Origin of the sequence: Caballeronia sp. LZ001 (assembly GCF_031450875.1) — a bacterium.
GTDB lineage: Bacteria > Pseudomonadota > Gammaproteobacteria > Burkholderiales > Burkholderiaceae > Caballeronia.
Window position 1 is genome coordinate 1,188,925 of the sequence record NZ_JARTVX010000003.1, and the last position, 15,548, is coordinate 1,204,472.

A 15,548-nucleotide genomic window follows, 5' to 3' on the forward strand; every position below is an offset into this window, starting at 1 on the left:
GAACGCGCCGTCATCGATAGCACTTAGAAAATGTTGCGCAGCCCGATGGAAACGCCCGTTTGATTCGAACGTCCCGGCAGTTCCACGAAGCCCGCGCCCGTTACCTTGTTGAAGTCCACCGTGCCGTAGACTTCGGTGCGCTTGGACAACGCATATTCCGCGACCGCCACGCCCGTATAGCGATTGCCGCTGCCGACTTCTCCACCGCCGATCGCCGCATTCTTCATGTGGTCGTAGTAGAACGCGCCGGTGAGCAAGAGCGCGGGCGTCACTTGATAGGTGATGCCGGCGAAGGGACCATCGTCGCGACGACCCGAGCCTTTGAGGATATCCACGCCCGACACGAGATCGCGTTGCGACAGCGTGCTATCGACGAAACCGGTGTCATCCGTCGAATGCAGATAGCCGACGTAGAGCTTTGCCTGACCGATGGTATAGACCGCGTTGGCGTTCCAGATCTTCTGCTTGTTGCTGGCGTTGTCGCTGTTCTGCTGGTAGCCGCCGCCGATGGCAAGCGGCCCCACGACATACGAAGCCGTGAAGCCGTACATGTTGCCCGCGCCCATGTGACCCGGCACCTGGCCCGAGAAGCCGCCCGCGCCCGTCGACGTGTAGTTGGTGCCGAACGAGTACATCGCCGCGACCGTCAGGCCCGCGAACGTGCCGTTGTACTTCACCGCGTTATCCGCATAGAGACCGGCGCCGAGCGCGACCGGCAACCACGCATTCTCGAAGTAGTTGCCGACCGTGAGCGGGTCGTAGGTATCGCCAAGCATGTCGAAAAGCGGCGTCTTCTGGCGGCCGAGCGTGAGCGTGCCGTACTGGTTCGACAGACCGACATACGCCGCGCGATTGAACTCGCGCTGGCTATCCGAGTACTGGCCGTTCTGCAATTCGACGCCGCTTTCCAAACGGAAAATCGCCTTGAGACCGCCGCCGAGATCTTCGGTGCCTTTCAAGCCGATCCGGCTATTGGTGATTGCGCCGTTGGTCATGAACACCTTGCCGTCGTTGTTGGCATTGGCGTTGGTGAGATAGCGCACGCCGACGTCGGCGACGCCGTACAGCGTGACCGAGCTTTGCGCGAATGCGGTGTGACAGGCGACTGCAATGGCCGTGATGCCAAGGGCGGATACGGCACGCGATGTGATCGTCTTCATGGATGTCGTGAGCTGGATGCTTTGATCGATGTTGTATGTCGCGCTTTGCCGATGGCTCTCGTGAAGCCGATCGAAAAAAGCACGCGGACTTTTATCACATCGAATATCGCAGCGGACATGATGGGGCAAGTCATCGCAAAAAGGTGTGGTGTTTTGCGCAACTGACGCGCGTTGTTTAGTCGATCACGTGACACTGGCGTTTTTGTAAAGATACGTTATATCATCTCACCGCCTGCGGTGGATGCCGTTCCTTACGCCTCCGTACGCTCATCGGATGCAACGTTATATCATTTCGACAGGAGTAGTGAATCTTGCACCACACGCCTTTCGCTCACCCAGCGCCGCGCAAACAGCGCCTCTTGCCACTCGGCATGCTGCTGGTCACCGCCGTGGCACGCGGCCAGACGGCCGCCGGCAACGTAACGGACACCGCGCTCACGCCGGTATTCGTCACGGCGAATCCGCTTGGATCGAACCAGTTGATGTCGCCATCCAGCGCGCTCGACGGCGACGCCCTCGCTCTGCGACGCGGCGATTCGCTCGGCGAGACGCTCAACGGTCTGCCCGGCGTCTCCACGACGACTTACGGTCCGATGGTCGGCCGGCCGATCATCCGTGGCATGGACGGCGACCGCATCCGCATATTGCAAAACGGCGTCGCGGCCTTCGATGCGTCGTCGCTCTCGTACGATCACGCCGTCCCGCAAGATCCGCTTTCAGTGGAGCGCGTCGAGATCGTGCGCGGACCGGCGGCGCTGCTATACGGCGGCAACGCGATAGGCGGCGTGGTGAACACCATCGACAACCGCATTCCGCGCGAGCCGATCAAAGGCGTCTCCGGTCAGGCCGATGCCAGCTATGGCGGCGCCAACGATGCGCGCGCGGGCGCGGCGCTCGTGGAAGGCGGCAACGGGCAGTTCGCGTTTCACGTCGATGCCTTCGACCGCGAAACCAGCAAGGAGCGCGTCCCCGGCTTTACGCACTCGGATCGCCAGCGCGCGCTCGACGGACCGGACGCGCAAGAGCCCTACGGCAGCATCCCGAATAGCGACGGGCGCTGGCACGGCGGCGCGGTCGGCACGTCCTACACCTGGGCCGACGGATATGCGGGTGTGAGCTACAACGGCTACGAAGCGAACTACGGATCGGTCGCCGAAGACGATGTGCGTCTGCGCATGCATCAGGATCACGTGACGGCGGCATCGGAGATACGCAATCTGCAAGGACCGTTCAGCCAGCTCAAGTTCAACTTCGGCTATACCGATTACGAACACAAGGAGATCGACGACGGCGAAACTGGCACGACCTTTCGTAACCACGGCTACGAGGCGCGCATCGAGGCGCGTCACAAGAAGATCGGTCCGTCCGATGGCGCCATCGGCGTGCAGTTGAGTCAAAACACGTTTTCCGCGCTCGGCGACGAAGCGCTCGTGCCGACATCGCAGACGACGAGCGCCGCGCTCTTCGGACTCGAGGAATGGGCCGTCAACGACGCGCTCACGCTCAGCGTCGGGGCACGCTACGAGCATGTGAAGATCGACCCGACGGCGGGCGGCAACGAGAAATTCGCATCGGCGATGTCGCGTGATTTCAACGCGGGAAGCGTGTCCGCGGGCGCGTTGTTCAAGCTGAATCCGATCTGGTCGGTGGTCGGCAATCTCGCCTACACGGAGCGGGCGCCGACTTACTACGAACTCTTCGCCAACGGTCCGCACGATGCCACCGGTCAGTACCTGATCGGCAATCAGGACGCGCAGAAGGAAAAGGCCGTGTCCACCGACGTGTCCTTGCGCTTCGCGAGCGGTCCCAACAAAGGCAGCGCGGGCGTGTTCTACAGCCGCTTTCGCAACTATCTGACCGAGTTCAACACGGGCCGTCTCGTCAACGACGACGACACGCCCGTGGCGCCAGGCACCGACGACGCGCTCGACGAAGCGGTTTATCGCGGCGTGCGCGCGGAGTTTTACGGCATCGAACTGGATGGCAAATGGCGCGTGCTCGATCAAGGCGCGCATCGGCTCGATGTGGAAGTCGTCGCCGATTACACGCATGCCCGTAATGTCGATACCGGCGAAGCCTTGCCGCGCATCTCGCCGTTGCGCACGACGCTCGCGCTCGACTACGGCTACGGTCCTTACGGCGCGCGCGCGGAAATGGTTCACGCGTGGGCGCAGCATCGCGTGCCGGAGAACGATCTGCCGACGGGAAGCTACACGACGCTCGGGCTCACGCTCACGTACAAGTTCCGCGTCGGACCAACGGACTGGCTCGCTTACGTGCGCGGACAGAACCTGACGAATCAGGAAGTGCGTTACGCGAGTTCGGTCGTAAGGGACATCGCGCCTGAAGGCGGTCGTAGCGTGATGATCGGATTACGCACGGCGTTTTGATGGATGCGAGGCGTGGGCGATGCTTCATTCATCCACGAACCTCGCGTCGCTCAAGCAAGATGAGCGCGCCATATACGATGCCTGCGGCAAGGCTCGTGCATCCGCTAAAGCTCACGAGTCCGAGCGCCCAGCCTTCGCCGCCGACGAGGTATCGAAGCGCGAGCACGAGGCCGCACCATCCGGCGGTGCGAAACGCGCGCGACTGACCGCGTGACAGCTCGCGTCCGAAGAGGGTCTCTTGATGCCGCTCCATTGCCAGCGCAAGAAACGCGAATGACACGACGCAGACCAGCAAGGCGATTCCCTGCGTCACGTGCTTTCCTCCTCGGTTTCCTTCATCGTCACCTTGCGCTCGTCGACGGTTCTCGCGGGCTTCACGCGCGGCGTGTGACGTGCTGTGCGTATCGCCAATGCGGCATGCAACGCGGCGAACGCCCACATCATCAGATCGAATCCGGCGAACACCCAATCGCCTTCCGGGACACTTCGCCAGAACGGCCTTTGCGTCGTGAAGGCATTGAGCACCGGCAAGAGCGCGAGCACGGCAGCCGCAAGCCAAAGCAGTTCTATCCACGCGCGCTTCGCGGGCCGCGCGAACACCCACGGCAACGTTGCCGCCCAGATGGCGAAGAACAGGTTGATCTCCGCTTCGGCGCGGTCGTGCATCGACACGGGCAATAGTCGATTCGCCCACAGATATCCGGTCATGGCGATGGAAAGTCCCGCAATGCTCGCGATATTCAGCCGCTCGACGAGCCAGAAGCCGAAGTATGGCCGCGTCGGATCGAGCAGCTTTTGACGGCGTTTGACCGTCCACATGACGAGGCCGGTGCCGACCATCGCCGTGCCCGCGAGACTGACGATGAAATACAGCCAGCGCAGTTGCAGACCGCTGAAGCGCCCGAGATGCAACGCATAGAGCACACCGCGCGTTTCGGCGGCTGCGCCCACGCTGTCTTTCACGTCGATGAGTTTGCCCGTCACGCCATCGAAGAGAAGATACTGCGGACTCATCGATACACGCACCGCATCGCCACGCGATACGGCCACGCGTGCCGCGCCGTCGCCCGGATTCGTGATCGTCACTCGTCCCGCATTTTCCCGGCCCCAGCGCGCTTCGGCTTCGCGCACCATCGGAGCGATGGGCGCGAGCGGAACCTTCGTTCCATCGGGCTTGCCCGGTTGAATGAATGCGCTCAGTTGCGCCGTCATCTGCTGGCGTTCCGCGGGCGTCTTGAATGCGGCCGATGCGCCGAACGGCATGTACATCGCCATCAACGTAACGAGACCGGTGTAGGTGATCATCAAGTGGAACGGCAGGCCGAACACCGACAGCGCATTGTGCGCGTCGAGCCATGAGCGTTGTCCCTTGCCCCATCGAAACGTAAAGAAGTCGATGAAAATCTTTTTGTGCGTGATGACGCCGCTTACGATTGCGACCAGCATGAACATCGCGCAGAAGCCTGCAATCGAGCGTCCCCACAGCGCGGGCATGTAGTAAAACTGGAAATGAAAGCGGTAGAAGAAGTCACCGCCGAGCGTCTCGCGCGTAGTCACTTTCTGGCCGGTTGCAGGATCGAAGCTCGCTTCCGAAAACGTGCGCCGGCCCTGCGCCGCGCCCGGCGTGCGCCAGAACGATCCCATCACGCTGCTGCGATCGTTCGGCAAGTCGAAGCTCCACTGCGAGCTTCCCGCAGCGATGGTGCCGAGCGTCGCGGCGACGCGTTCGGCAGCGGATGCCGCGTCGGGCAAGACCTTTTGATGCGCGACTTCCGGGCGCATCCACTGCGAGATCTCGTCCTTGTCGTAGCTGACCGTGCCGGTGAGAAACATGGCATAGAGAATCCACCCGACGAGCAGACCGGCCCATGTATGCAGGTCCGACATGCTCTGGCGGATGCCGCGCGGTTTGACGTCTGCCTTCATACCGACCACGCCGCGATCAGGAGCGGTATCGATACGATAAGGAATCCGAACCATGCGCGCGTTGCGCTCCGCACCGCGAAGACCCAGATCACCGCGCATACGTAGACGACGAAACTTGCCAGCATGCCGGTGAGCACCGCTTGTGGCTTGCTCATCGGCAGCGCGAGCGCGGCGACGCTCGTCAGGGCGGCAAGCGCGTAACCGCCGAACATCGCACAGACGATGCGCGATACGAGCGGCCCCACGCGGGCAATTCGGTTGGTAATCAAACCAGTCATTGGCTGGCGAATCCTTGAGTTCATGAGTGCGCTGTGTCCCGTCGCGGACACGCGCCGTGTGACCGACGCCGAAGGCATCGAAACAGATGGCCGAGCAGAAGTTGCAAGCGCCATGGTCACGCAAGCCAGCGGCGTGATCGATTCAGGCTAAATGATAACCATTATTAATAACAGTTGCTGAACGAGGCTGTCAAGGAAAGGTCCTATCACGCTGGAGGACCGTGAGTCTGATCTCTTCGGGAGCGAAACCTGCTCGCCGCGATACCGAGCCATCTTTCACGGCATGAGTACTCAAGGAGACAAAGAAAATGTCCGCATTCGACCGTCGTAATTTTCTCAAGACCAGCGCAGCGAGTGCCTTGGCATCGGCTACCGTCAGTCCGGCCGCGTTCGCGCAATCTAACGCGGCTAAGGCTTCTTCACCTGCACCCGCAAGCGCATCCAACGCCCGCCCGCCGAAAGTCACACGCATACTTGCGGAGTTCATCTGCAAGACGAGCTATCAAGACTTGCCCGCGCCAGCATGCAAGGAAGGCGTGCGCACGCTCATGAACTGGGTCGGCGTCGCGGTGGGCGGCTCGCACGATGAAACCGTCAGTCGCGCCGTCGCCGCGCTCACGCCATTCTCGGGTCCGCCACAAGCCAATCTGCTGGGCCGCGCCGAGCGCTTCGACATCATGAACGCGGCGTTTATCAATGGCGTCAGCAGTCATATCTTCGACTACGACGACACGCATCTCAAGACGATCATTCACCCAGCGGGTCCCGTGGCATCCGCGATCCTCGCGTTCTCGCAATACCAACCGGTGTCGGGCAAGGACTTCCTCAACGCACTCGTGCTGGGTGTCGAAACCGAACTGCGCATTGGCAATGCCGTGTATCCCAACCACTACGATGTCGGCTGGCACATCACCGGAACATGCGGCGTATTCGGTTCGGCCGCCGCGACCGGCAAGCTCATGGGACTGAGCGTTCAGCAAATGGTATGGGCGCTGGGACTTGCAGCGTCGCAACCGGTAGGACTGCGCGAGTCATTCGGCTCGATGAACAAGAGCTTCAATCCGGGGCGTGCCGCCGCGAACGGCATCTTCGCGGCCTTATTGGCGGCAAGGGATTACACGAGTTCTGACGGCATGATCGAAGCCAAGCGCGGATGGGCCAACACCATCAGTACGAAGCAGGATTACCGCGAGATTACCGAAGGTCTGGGATCGCATTACGAATCGACCTTGAATACGTACAAGCCGTTTGCATGCGGCATCGTCATTCATCCGGCAATAGACGCTGCAATTCAGCTTCGCAACGAAAACAAGCTGCAAGCGGATCAAATAGAACGTATCGATCTTCGCGTGCATCCTCTCGTCCTTGAGTTGACGGGGAAGAAGACGCCGCAGATCGGGCTCGAAGGAAAGTTCAGCATCTATCATGCGGTAGCGATTGCGATAATCGACGGCGCGGCCGGTGAGAAGCAGTTCAGCGATGCGAAGGTGCGCGACCCGAACACCATCGCGTTGCGCGACAAGGTGAATGCGATCATCGATCCCGCGATAAAACCGGAACAGGTCGACATGACGATCGTGCTGAAGGACGGCCGCAAGCTGCACAAGTATATTCAGCACGCTATCGGCAGTACCGAAGTGCCGATGACCGATCAGCAATTGGAGAAGAAGTTCTCCGATCTCGCCGATGGGATTCTCTCGCCCGAGCAAACTCGCGCGTTGATGGATAAATGCTGGCAGGTCGAGCAATTAGGGAACGCCGGAGATATTGCGTTGGCGGCGCTTCCACGTTGAATCGTGAATACCGACTCAGCCAAGCAAATTCTCCAAACCGATACCTCATCGACCGACCTGACCGACTGCCCTTCAGTCCACGCAGTTTCGAACTCTGTGCGTCGCATTGTCCCCGGATGGTTGCTGGCAATAGCGGCACCGCTTAACGAAGGCAAGGTGGTGCCAGCACGGAGTCGTCATGTAGCGAAGGGTTGTCACTGGTGTGGTCGAACATCGCTCGTCGAGTTTTTCGGAGCATGCGCGGCAGATCGCGCAATGGCTCATCGACGAAATGCGAAGCGAACTGGCAAGTGCGTGGCCCTTGCTTGACTCGCTTGAGGCAATCCGTCGATGAGCCGCAGCATCAACCGCCAGGCTAAACTCAACCCGCCAACCCATGCGCCGGCTGCTTCGGCAAGCGCACGCGAAAGATCGCGAACTTGCCTTCGCGCGGGTAAGGATTGGAGAAGTTGTTCAACTCATGCAAATGCGAATCCGCGATATACAAGTAGCCGTTTTGAATAGCAAAGCCATCTGCCCATGAAAGCTGCGGATGCTTGCCTACCAGCGTCTTCTGCACGAGCCCGGGCTTGCCATTCTTCTCGACGACATCGAAGCCCACCACGGTCCTGTTCTCCAGATCGCCACCGTATAGCACGCCAGCTGGACTCATGATGAGACCGCCGGTCAACGCGCCGTCGCCGAGAAACTGCACCTTCTTCGATAGGGCGTCAGCAGAAAGCGACGTATCGGTAAGCGCCTTGGTCGGCACTCGCCAATAATGGTGATCCGTGAGCGGCCGGTAATAAAGCCATTCGCGATCGGGCGAAAGCGCAATGCCATCGGTCTGTAAGACGAGGACGCTGCCATCGCCCTTGCGCGCAATCTGATCGCGGAACATGAGATGCTGCTGCGGGTCCGACACGCTCGACTTGTCGCCCGCGAGCACGAGACGCGACTCGCCAGTTGCAAGGTTCGTCACTGCCACGCCGCCCTGATTTGCAGCATTGCTCAAATACACGTAGCCGTGTTTCAGATCGACGCGAATGTCGTTGAGCGAGTCCTTCGGCGTCACCACACTGCCATAGTCGAACCGACGCACGATCTTCTTCGTAGCCAGATCGAACTCGATCAGCTTCGGTGGCTGACGTGTCTGATCGACCGATGTCAGCGACGAGTCGAGCGCCCACAGATGGTCCTGTTCATCGACCCATAGCGCTTGTACCGAGATCCACTGATGCGAACCATCTTCATCCGGTTTGAAAACATTCCAGCTTTCGTCGGGAAACGGCGTGAGCGCGCCGGTCTTCGTATCGACTTTAACCATGCTGTAACGCGATCGCTTCGCCGAAGCCGGCGCCGTGGCGAACACACGCCCCTCCTTCGATACGCCGATTCCCACGAGACGAAAATCATCGTCGAAAGTTGCCACGGTTTCCAGACGAGGCGCGTTTTTTGCACCTGCAGCAAATGCCGTCTGCGTCGCTGCACCCACACTCATCGTGCCGAGCAAACCCGCGCCGATGGAAGCAAGCACGCGTCGCCGCATGTTCGATTGTCGTGATTCATCGTTGTGCATCAAGTCTCCTTCGCATGGCTTGGACTGTTTCCGTGGCGCGTTGAAAGCGAGTAACCCGTGTTCAACACATACACCGATGCCGCAAGTTTGGAACCAGCCCGCAGCAGCGGTGTCGCACCAGTATTCAAGCGGTTCGCGTCGTTCGGCAATCCTGCACCATTCGAGGGACGCGCGCCGTTTCATCAATCGATACGCTCATCGAAAGGAGCCCGCATGTCACGTTTGACGATCGCTTTCGCTTTTCTTTTCACGTTGCTGACAGGATGTAGCGCCATTCGAACGCATGAAGCCCGCAACACCGACGGCGCGCTCATCGGCTCCAATGTGCTCGATCTGGTGCAGTCCGTCGGCATTCCCGACAAGACCATGAAGCTTGTGGATCGCAATAGCCCAAGCGACCGTATGGAAGTGCAGTGGAATTTTTCCAACTCCGATGCGGCGCTCGACTTGAACGCGCTCGTGCTGGATTTGAAGGTGGGTGGGGCTGGCAAGTGCAGCATGACCGCGACCGTCAATCGTTGGGGCGGTCAGGTCACGGGCGTGAACTTCCCACAAGCGCATAGCGACAGTGTCGGTTCGGATTACGGCGCATGCGAACCGCTCGTGGCTGAAGCGCTCACGCACAATCCGCACACGCCTATCGATCCGACCTGGGACGCTTTCTCGCTCGTCGGCGCAGCCAAGTAAGCGCGCCCTTCGTTTCCTTACTGCGCCTCGGCGACGATCTTGCGGATGGCCTCCTCGAACGCTTCCACGGGCTGGCCACCGCTCACGAGATATTGTCGATCGAAGATGATCGCGGGCACCGAACTGATGCCGAGTCGCTGGAACTCGCGTTCCTCGTCTCGGACTTCGTTCGCATACGCACCGCTCGTCAACACTTCACGCGCGGCGTTGCCGTCGAGTCCGACGGCCTTGGCGGCTTCGATCAATACATCTTGATTGCTCGGGTCTTTACCATCGGAATGATACGCACGCAGGAGCTCGAGCTTGAGCGGCACTTGCTTGCCTTCGATACGCGCCCAATGCAGCAACCGATGCGCGTCGAATGTGTTGTACACCCGATCGCGCTGACCAAAGGTAAAGCCGGCGCTCGCGCCACGCTCGCGGATCATCGCTTGCGCTTCCTTTATTTGCTCGGGCGTGCGGCCGTACTTTCTGCCCAGGTAATCGACAATACGCTCGCCTTCCGGACCCATGTCCGGGTTCAGTTCGAACGGATGCAGCGTGATGGTTGCATCGACGGTATCGCCTAGGCGTTCCAGCGCGCGTTGCAATGATGAAAGACCAACGGCGCACCACGGGCACGCGATGTCGGAGACGAAGTCGATTTGCAGGGGACGAGACATGATTTTGCAGCCATGAGTTGAGTCGAGACACCAAGCCTAGCTCAAAACTCGAAGGCTGGCTAACTCCGCCCCATGCACGCCGTACTCACGAAGCGCCGGTGCGCTTCAACCGCGCGCGCGGCCTTGCCTCTCGCTCCAGATAGCCCAGACATAGCGACTCGAGTTGACGCGGCAGGGCCCGCAACATGGCGCGCGGTGCTCCGCCTTCGACCATCAAGCGCGTGGGTCCAACCATCGCCGCCGCGAGCATGAAGGCAGTGGTATTGAGATCGTCGAAGATGGCGTCCGACGCTGTCGCAAGCATGGCAACGAGCGTCGCGCGGCTTCGGCGTTCCGCGCCTTGCGCAAGCTCCCGCACATCGAGTTCGGCCGCGACCGCATACAGCGCGCGCGCTTCATCTATACGTGCGGTCTTTGCGCGTACGAATGCCTCCACGACTGTAGACACCATGGTCGCCAGCGACTCGCCATGCACCGACTCCGCCGCCTGCTGGAGCACGTCGCCTACTCTGCCGAGATGCCGCTCCAGCACCGCGAACAACAACGCCTGCTTGTGCGGAAAGTATTGATACAACGTGCCGATGGACACACCGGCCCTCTCGGCCACGCGAATGGTGGTGAGCCGCTGCAAACCATCGGCCAGCAAAACCTGAATAGTGGCGTCGAAGATTGCATCGACGGTGGCCTGCGAACGCGCCTGGCGCGGCAGCTTGCGGGGCTTCAACGCGGTTTTGTTGTCGCTCGACATATGCGAATGCACGATCTGAAGGATTATTCGTATTATAGACGAGCAGTTTCAAGAATCCATTTCGCATCGACGGATGCAAGGAGCATTGCAATGACCGACGCAAACCGCGCTGGCCTCTATCAACTCGGCGAATCGTCCGTGACGCGCATGGGTTACGGCGCCATGCAACTCGCAGGGCCGCATGTGTTCGGCCCGCCCAAGGACCAAGACGAAGCCATCGCAGTGCTGCGTGAAGCGATCGACAGCGGCATCACGCATCTCGACACGAGCGACTTCTACGGCCCGCACGTGACCAATCGACTGATTCGTGAAGCGCTCTATCCGTATCGCGACGATCTCGTGATCGTCACCAAGGTGGGGGCCAAACGCGGCGACGACGCATCGTGGAATCTCGCGCGGTCTCCCGCCGAACTCGAATCTGCCGTGCACGACAATCTGCGCAATCTCGGCCTCGACGTGCTGGACGTCGTGAACATGCGCGTCATGTTCGACATAGCCGGTCCCGCTGAAGGCGATATCGAGGAACAGGTGACGACGCTTGCGGAATTGCAGCGCAAGGGCCTCATCCGGCATATCGGCCTGAGCAACGTCACGGCGAAGCAACTCGCGCAAGGACAGAGCATCACGCCTATTGTCTGCGTGCAGAACCAGTACAACCTCGCGCATCGCGGCGACGACGCCATGATCGATCATCTTGCGCAGCAAGGCATAGCGTATGTGCCGTTTTTTCCGCTCGGCGGCTTCTCGCCCTTGCAATCCGACATTTTGAATCGCGTCGCGCAACAGGTGAGCGCCACCACCATGCAAGTAGCGCTTGCATGGCTTCTGCAACGCTCGCAAAACATCCTGCTCATTCCGGGTACGTCCTCACGCGCGCATTTGCGGCAGAACATCGAAAGTGCGGGCCTCGAATTGTCGCCGGAAGTGATCGAGGAACTGAACGGCATCGGGGCTGCCGCGAAATAAGCCTTACGGAGTCAGATCGGAAACACGCCGGAATACGCCGAATCGTCAATGTGAAGTAAGAGGTGCGAAAGCGCTTCGACTTCGACGCGCAACACGCGAGTGTTGTAATCCGCGTCGAGGAGAAGCCTTTGCGCCTCATCAAACAAAATCACATCGACCCCCGGAGTTCCTTCATGTTTCGTCGAGCCATCATGGTCGCAACATCGGCCGCGATCGCCGCCTTCGGCCTCTACGCCTGCGGCAGCGATCACGACAACAACGCTCAACAGAGCGCGCAAAACAAGCTCGTCACCGCCACGCCCATCAAGCACGTAGTCGTGATCTTCAACGAGAACGTCTCGTTCGATCACTACTTCGCAACCTACCCGAACGCCGCCAACCCCGCAGGCGAGCCCGCCTTCACGGCGGCCGCCGGCACGCCGACGGTCAATGGCCTCACTGGCACGCTGCTTACGGCCAACCCGAACGTCGTCAACACGCTGAACGGCGCGGCTGCCGCGAACCCGTTCCGCCTCGATCGCACGCAAGCCGCGACCGCCGACCAGAACCACGCTTACACCGCGGAACAACAAGCCTATAACAACGGTGCAGCCGATCTCTTCCCGAAATACACGGGTAAGGGTTCGAGCGGCGGCGCGGGTGCATTCGGCACGGCAGGCCAGGTCATGGGCTATTACGACGGCAACACGGTCGCCGCGTTGTGGAACTACGCGCAAAACTTCGCGATGAGCGACAACGCGTACACCGACACCTACGGCCCGTCCACGCCCGGCGCGCTCGAAGTCGTCTCCGGCCAGAACAACGGCATGCAGATCGTGAAGACGAGCAAGCCCGTGTTCAACCTGACGACGGCATCGGGCTCGTACTATGTCGCCGACGGTCAAGGCGGCTTCTCGATGATCAACGACGTCGATCCCGCCAACGACGTCTGTTCGAGCACGACGGATCAGGCGTTGATGACCTCGAAGAACATCGGCGACTTGCTCAATGCGAAGAGCATCACGTGGGGCGGCTTCATGGGCGGTTTCAATCTCGCCACCGTGAACAGCGACGGCTCGACCGGTTGCAAGCGCGCGACTTTCTCGAACGTGGTCAATGCATCCACGGCCGACTACGTTGCACATCACAACTGGTTCCAGTACTACGCGTCGACGGCGAATCCGCAGCATTTGCGTCCGAGTTCGACGGCGGCCATCGGTTCGTCGCTGGAGGCGGATGGCAAGACCGCCGAGCCCGCGAATCACGAATACGATAGCGACGACTTCTTCGCTGCGGTGAAGGCCGGCAACTACCCTTCGGTGAGCTTCATCAAGGCGCCCGCGTTCCAGGACGGCCATGCGGGCTATTCCGATCCGCTCGACGAGCAGGCTTTCACGTCGAAGATCGTGAACTTCCTGCAGCAACAGCCGGACTGGAACACGACGGCCGTGATCGTTGCATGGGATGACTCGGATGGCTGGTACGACCACGCTTATGCGGTACCGACTTCATCGTCGTTCGATCCGCAAGCCGACCAGTTGAACGGTGCGGGCAAATGCGGCTCGGGCGCGGCGCCTGTCGGCGTGAACGGCGGCGCGGTGAATGGCCGCTGCGGTCCGGGCACGCGCATTCCGTTTCTCGTAATCTCGCCTTGGGCGAAGGTGAATTACGTCGATCACACGGCGATCTCGCAGGCTTCGGTGGTGCGCTTCATCGAAGACAACTGGCTTGGTTCGACGCGTCTCGGCAGCGGTTCGTTCGACGCCACGGCCGGCAGCATCATGGGCATGTTCGACTTCTCGGGCAAGGGCAACAACCCGAAGGTCTTCGTCGATCAGTCGCTCGGTTCGCCGGTCGCATCGGTGCCCGCAATCTGAAGGTGACGCATGGCGCGCGCATTCAATGCGCGCCATCGCCACTCGTATCGTGTCGCCGCTCGCCGGCGACATCGCGTTTTTCCGAACTCATCCGCACATGTCCGCTACTGTCGAACCCGCCTTCGGTCGTTCCCCTCACAAGCCGCCGCTCAGGCGTCATGCGTTACGCGGCGTTGCTGCCCTCGTGATCGCCGCAGGCGCGTTCGGTGCGTTTGCGTTGATGTATCCATCACATGTGCCTGCGGCCGTCGGCGAGATCGTGGAAAACCTGACCGGCGCGAATCCCGCGCCGGTTGTCTTGCAGCGTCCGCCCGCCGTGCAACTGAGTGCGGTCGCGCAACTCGGCAAGAACATCTTCTTCGACAAGACGCTTTCCGCATCCGGCAAGCAGTCGTGCGCGTCATGCCATGACCCGGCCCATTCGTTCGGGCCATCCAACGATTTGTCCGTGCAGGAAGGCGGACCGCATTTGAGCTTGCAGGGTTATCGGCCGCCGCCTTCGCTCATGTATCTGTATCGGCAACCGAACTTCAGCATTGGTCCCGATGCAGGCGATGCCGACGCCCCGCCCGATCTCGCGCAACTCGCCGATCAGGCCAAAAGCACGCAACGCGCCACGAAGACCGCAGGCGTGGCGCCCGCCGCACCCGCGCTGGTTCCACAAGGCGGCCTGTTCTGGGACGGCCGCGCGGATACCTTGCAGGCACAGGCATCCGGTCCCATGCTGAACCCGGTCGAGATGGCGAACACGAGTCTCGACGAAGTGTCCGGCAAGCTAGCGCATACGGCCTACAAAGGCGAATTCGAAAAGCTCTTCGGCCCGCGCATCTTCGATACGCGCGGCCTGGCCGTGTCGGAAGCCATGTTCGCGGTGGCGCGTTATCAGGTTGAGGAACAGGCGTTTCATCCTTATACGAGCAAGTACGACTACTGGCTCGAAGGCAAGACGCGCCTCACGCAAGCGGAGTTGCACGGCCTGCACCTCTTCAACGATCCCGCCAAGGCCAATTGCGCGGGATGCCATTTGTCGAAGCCTGGCGGCGATGGCCTGCCGCCCATGTTCACGGATTATCAGTACGAGTCGCTTGGCGTGCCGCGCAACGACAAGCTCGCGATCAATCACGATCCGAAGTTCTTCGACATGGGCGTATGCGGACCTTTCCGTGACGATCTGCGCGACCAGACGCAGTATTGCGGCATGTTCCTCACGCCGACGCTGCGCAACGTCGCTACGCGCCACGCGTTCTTTCACAACGGCATCTATCATTCGCTCGACGACGTGATGGCCTTCTACAACGAGCGCAATACCGCGCCGCAAAAGTTCTATTCGAAAGACGCGAAGGGCGCGGTGCGTAAGTACGACGATCTGCCGCCGCAGTATCACGCGAATATCGATGACAAGGACGCGCCGTTCGACCGCAAGTTCGGCGACAAGCCCGCGATGACGGACGCGGATATTCGCGACATCGTCGCGTTCCTGCAGACGTTGAACGACGGCTACAAGCCCTGAGCTTTGCGATGGCT

General features: G+C 60.7%; 14 protein-coding genes. 7 read left to right on the forward strand and 7 right to left on the reverse strand.

Features of this window, described 5'->3' with window-relative positions; all coding sequences use genetic code 11:
- Positions 1–23: 23 nt before the first annotated feature.
- Positions 24–1,160: a porin gene (locus P9292_RS09900; protein ID WP_309958710.1), complete on the reverse strand. Its 1,137-nt coding sequence runs from the start codon at positions 1,158–1,160 to the stop codon at positions 24–26.
- 371 nt (positions 1,161–1,531) lie between these two features.
- Here P9292_RS09900 and P9292_RS09905 point away from each other — a divergent pair, with 371 nt between their 5' ends.
- Positions 1,532–3,550 carry a TonB-dependent receptor domain-containing protein gene (locus tag P9292_RS09905; protein ID WP_309958760.1) on the forward strand — a complete coding sequence of 673 codons (2,019 nt, stop codon included), beginning with the start codon at positions 1,532–1,534 and terminating at the stop codon, positions 3,548–3,550.
- Positions 3,551–3,578: 28 nt separating this feature from the next.
- On the opposite strand, the gene P9292_RS09910 is transcribed toward P9292_RS09905, so the two are convergent.
- Genes P9292_RS09910 through P9292_RS09920 form a run of 3 tightly spaced genes read right to left on the reverse strand, consistent with a single transcriptional unit; the run spans position 3,579 to position 5,754 of the window.
- The gene (locus P9292_RS09910; protein ID WP_244830883.1) at positions 3,579–3,863 is read right to left on the reverse strand and encodes a DUF3325 domain-containing protein; all 285 of its coding nucleotides are present in this window, start codon (positions 3,861–3,863) and stop codon (positions 3,579–3,581) included.
- Entirely contained in the window at positions 3,860–5,530 is a 1,671-nt protein-coding gene (locus tag P9292_RS09915) for a PepSY-associated TM helix domain-containing protein (RefSeq protein WP_409015141.1), read from the reverse strand. The genes P9292_RS09910 and P9292_RS09915 overlap by 4 nt, the downstream gene beginning before the upstream one ends.
- The gene (locus P9292_RS09920) at positions 5,473–5,754 is read right to left on the reverse strand and encodes a DUF3649 domain-containing protein (protein WP_309958711.1); all 282 of its coding nucleotides are present in this window, start codon (positions 5,752–5,754) and stop codon (positions 5,473–5,475) included. Before P9292_RS09920 ends, P9292_RS09915 begins: the two co-directional genes overlap by 58 nt.
- Before the next feature lie 22 nt (positions 5,755–5,776).
- On the opposite strand from P9292_RS09920, the gene P9292_RS09925 reads away from it, so the two are divergent.
- Positions 5,777–5,905, forward strand: coding sequence for a hypothetical protein (locus P9292_RS09925; protein ID WP_309958712.1), 129 nt, complete (start codon positions 5,777–5,779; stop codon positions 5,903–5,905).
- Positions 5,906–6,062: 157 nt separating this feature from the next.
- Positions 6,063–7,547 (forward strand): MmgE/PrpD family protein, encoded by a 1,485-nt coding sequence (locus P9292_RS09930; RefSeq protein ID WP_309958713.1) that lies wholly within the window; start codon positions 6,063–6,065, stop codon positions 7,545–7,547.
- Positions 7,548–7,908: 361 nt separating this feature from the next.
- On the opposite strand, the gene P9292_RS09935 is transcribed toward P9292_RS09930, so the two are convergent.
- Positions 7,909–9,105 carry an L-dopachrome tautomerase-related protein gene (locus P9292_RS09935; protein WP_309958714.1) on the reverse strand — a complete coding sequence of 399 codons (1,197 nt, stop codon included), beginning with the start codon at positions 9,103–9,105 and terminating at the stop codon, positions 7,909–7,911.
- Positions 9,106–9,318: 213 nt separating this feature from the next.
- Here P9292_RS09935 and P9292_RS09940 point away from each other — a divergent pair, with 213 nt between their 5' ends.
- Positions 9,319–9,792: a hypothetical protein gene (locus P9292_RS09940; protein WP_244830887.1), complete on the forward strand. Its 474-nt coding sequence runs from the start codon at positions 9,319–9,321 to the stop codon at positions 9,790–9,792.
- 17 nt (positions 9,793–9,809) lie between these two features.
- On the opposite strand, the gene P9292_RS09945 is transcribed toward P9292_RS09940, so the two are convergent.
- Both P9292_RS09945 and P9292_RS09950 read right to left on the reverse strand, forming a co-directional pair.
- Positions 9,810–10,454 (reverse strand): DsbA family oxidoreductase, encoded by a 645-nt coding sequence (locus P9292_RS09945; RefSeq protein WP_309958715.1) that lies wholly within the window; start codon positions 10,452–10,454, stop codon positions 9,810–9,812.
- Between the two features lie 85 nt (positions 10,455–10,539).
- The gene (locus P9292_RS09950; protein ID WP_250469255.1) at positions 10,540–11,202 is read right to left on the reverse strand and encodes a TetR/AcrR family transcriptional regulator; all 663 of its coding nucleotides are present in this window, start codon (positions 11,200–11,202) and stop codon (positions 10,540–10,542) included.
- Between the two features lie 90 nt (positions 11,203–11,292).
- Here P9292_RS09950 and P9292_RS09955 point away from each other — a divergent pair, with 90 nt between their 5' ends.
- The 3 genes from P9292_RS09955 (at position 11,293) to P9292_RS09965 (ending at position 15,534) form a co-directional block, all read left to right on the forward strand.
- Complete coding sequence (locus P9292_RS09955; RefSeq protein WP_250527617.1) at positions 11,293–12,168, forward strand: aldo/keto reductase family oxidoreductase; 876 nt, start codon at positions 11,293–11,295, stop codon at positions 12,166–12,168.
- Positions 12,169–12,341: 173 nt separating this feature from the next.
- A complete protein-coding gene (locus P9292_RS09960) occupies positions 12,342–14,024 on the forward strand; it encodes an alkaline phosphatase family protein (RefSeq protein WP_309958716.1) in 1,683 nt (560 codons plus the stop codon).
- Between the two features lie 97 nt (positions 14,025–14,121).
- Positions 14,122–15,534: a cytochrome-c peroxidase gene (locus tag P9292_RS09965; protein WP_409015152.1), complete on the forward strand. Its 1,413-nt coding sequence runs from the start codon at positions 14,122–14,124 to the stop codon at positions 15,532–15,534.
- The last annotated feature ends 14 nt before the right edge of the window (positions 15,535–15,548 follow it).

Coding starts and splice junctions, on each gene's coding strand:
- P9292_RS09965 (WP_409015152.1), top strand. CDS start 14,122: ATGTCCGCTACTGTCGAACCCGCCTTCGGTCGTTCCCCTCACAAGCCG.
- P9292_RS09950 (WP_250469255.1), bottom strand. CDS start 11,202: ATGTCGAGCGACAACAAAACCGCGTTGAAGCCCCGCAAGCTGCCGCGC.
- P9292_RS09905 (WP_309958760.1), top strand. CDS start 1,532: ATGCTGCTGGTCACCGCCGTGGCACGCGGCCAGACGGCCGCCGGCAAC.
- P9292_RS09930 (WP_309958713.1), top strand. CDS start 6,063: ATGTCCGCATTCGACCGTCGTAATTTTCTCAAGACCAGCGCAGCGAGT.
- P9292_RS09915 (WP_409015141.1), bottom strand. CDS start 5,530: ATGGTTCGGATTCCTTATCGTATCGATACCGCTCCTGATCGCGGCGTG.
- P9292_RS09960 (WP_309958716.1), top strand. CDS start 12,342: ATGTTTCGTCGAGCCATCATGGTCGCAACATCGGCCGCGATCGCCGCC.
- P9292_RS09900 (WP_309958710.1), bottom strand. CDS start 1,160: ATGAAGACGATCACATCGCGTGCCGTATCCGCCCTTGGCATCACGGCC.
- P9292_RS09945 (WP_309958715.1), bottom strand. CDS start 10,454: ATGTCTCGTCCCCTGCAAATCGACTTCGTCTCCGACATCGCGTGCCCG.
- P9292_RS09935 (WP_309958714.1), bottom strand. CDS start 9,105: ATGCACAACGATGAATCACGACAATCGAACATGCGGCGACGCGTGCTT.
- P9292_RS09940 (WP_244830887.1), top strand. CDS start 9,319: ATGTCACGTTTGACGATCGCTTTCGCTTTTCTTTTCACGTTGCTGACA.
- P9292_RS09955 (WP_250527617.1), top strand. CDS start 11,293: ATGACCGACGCAAACCGCGCTGGCCTCTATCAACTCGGCGAATCGTCC.
- P9292_RS09920 (WP_309958711.1), bottom strand. CDS start 5,754: ATGACTGGTTTGATTACCAACCGAATTGCCCGCGTGGGGCCGCTCGTA.
- P9292_RS09925 (WP_309958712.1), top strand. CDS start 5,777: ATGAGTGCGCTGTGTCCCGTCGCGGACACGCGCCGTGTGACCGACGCC.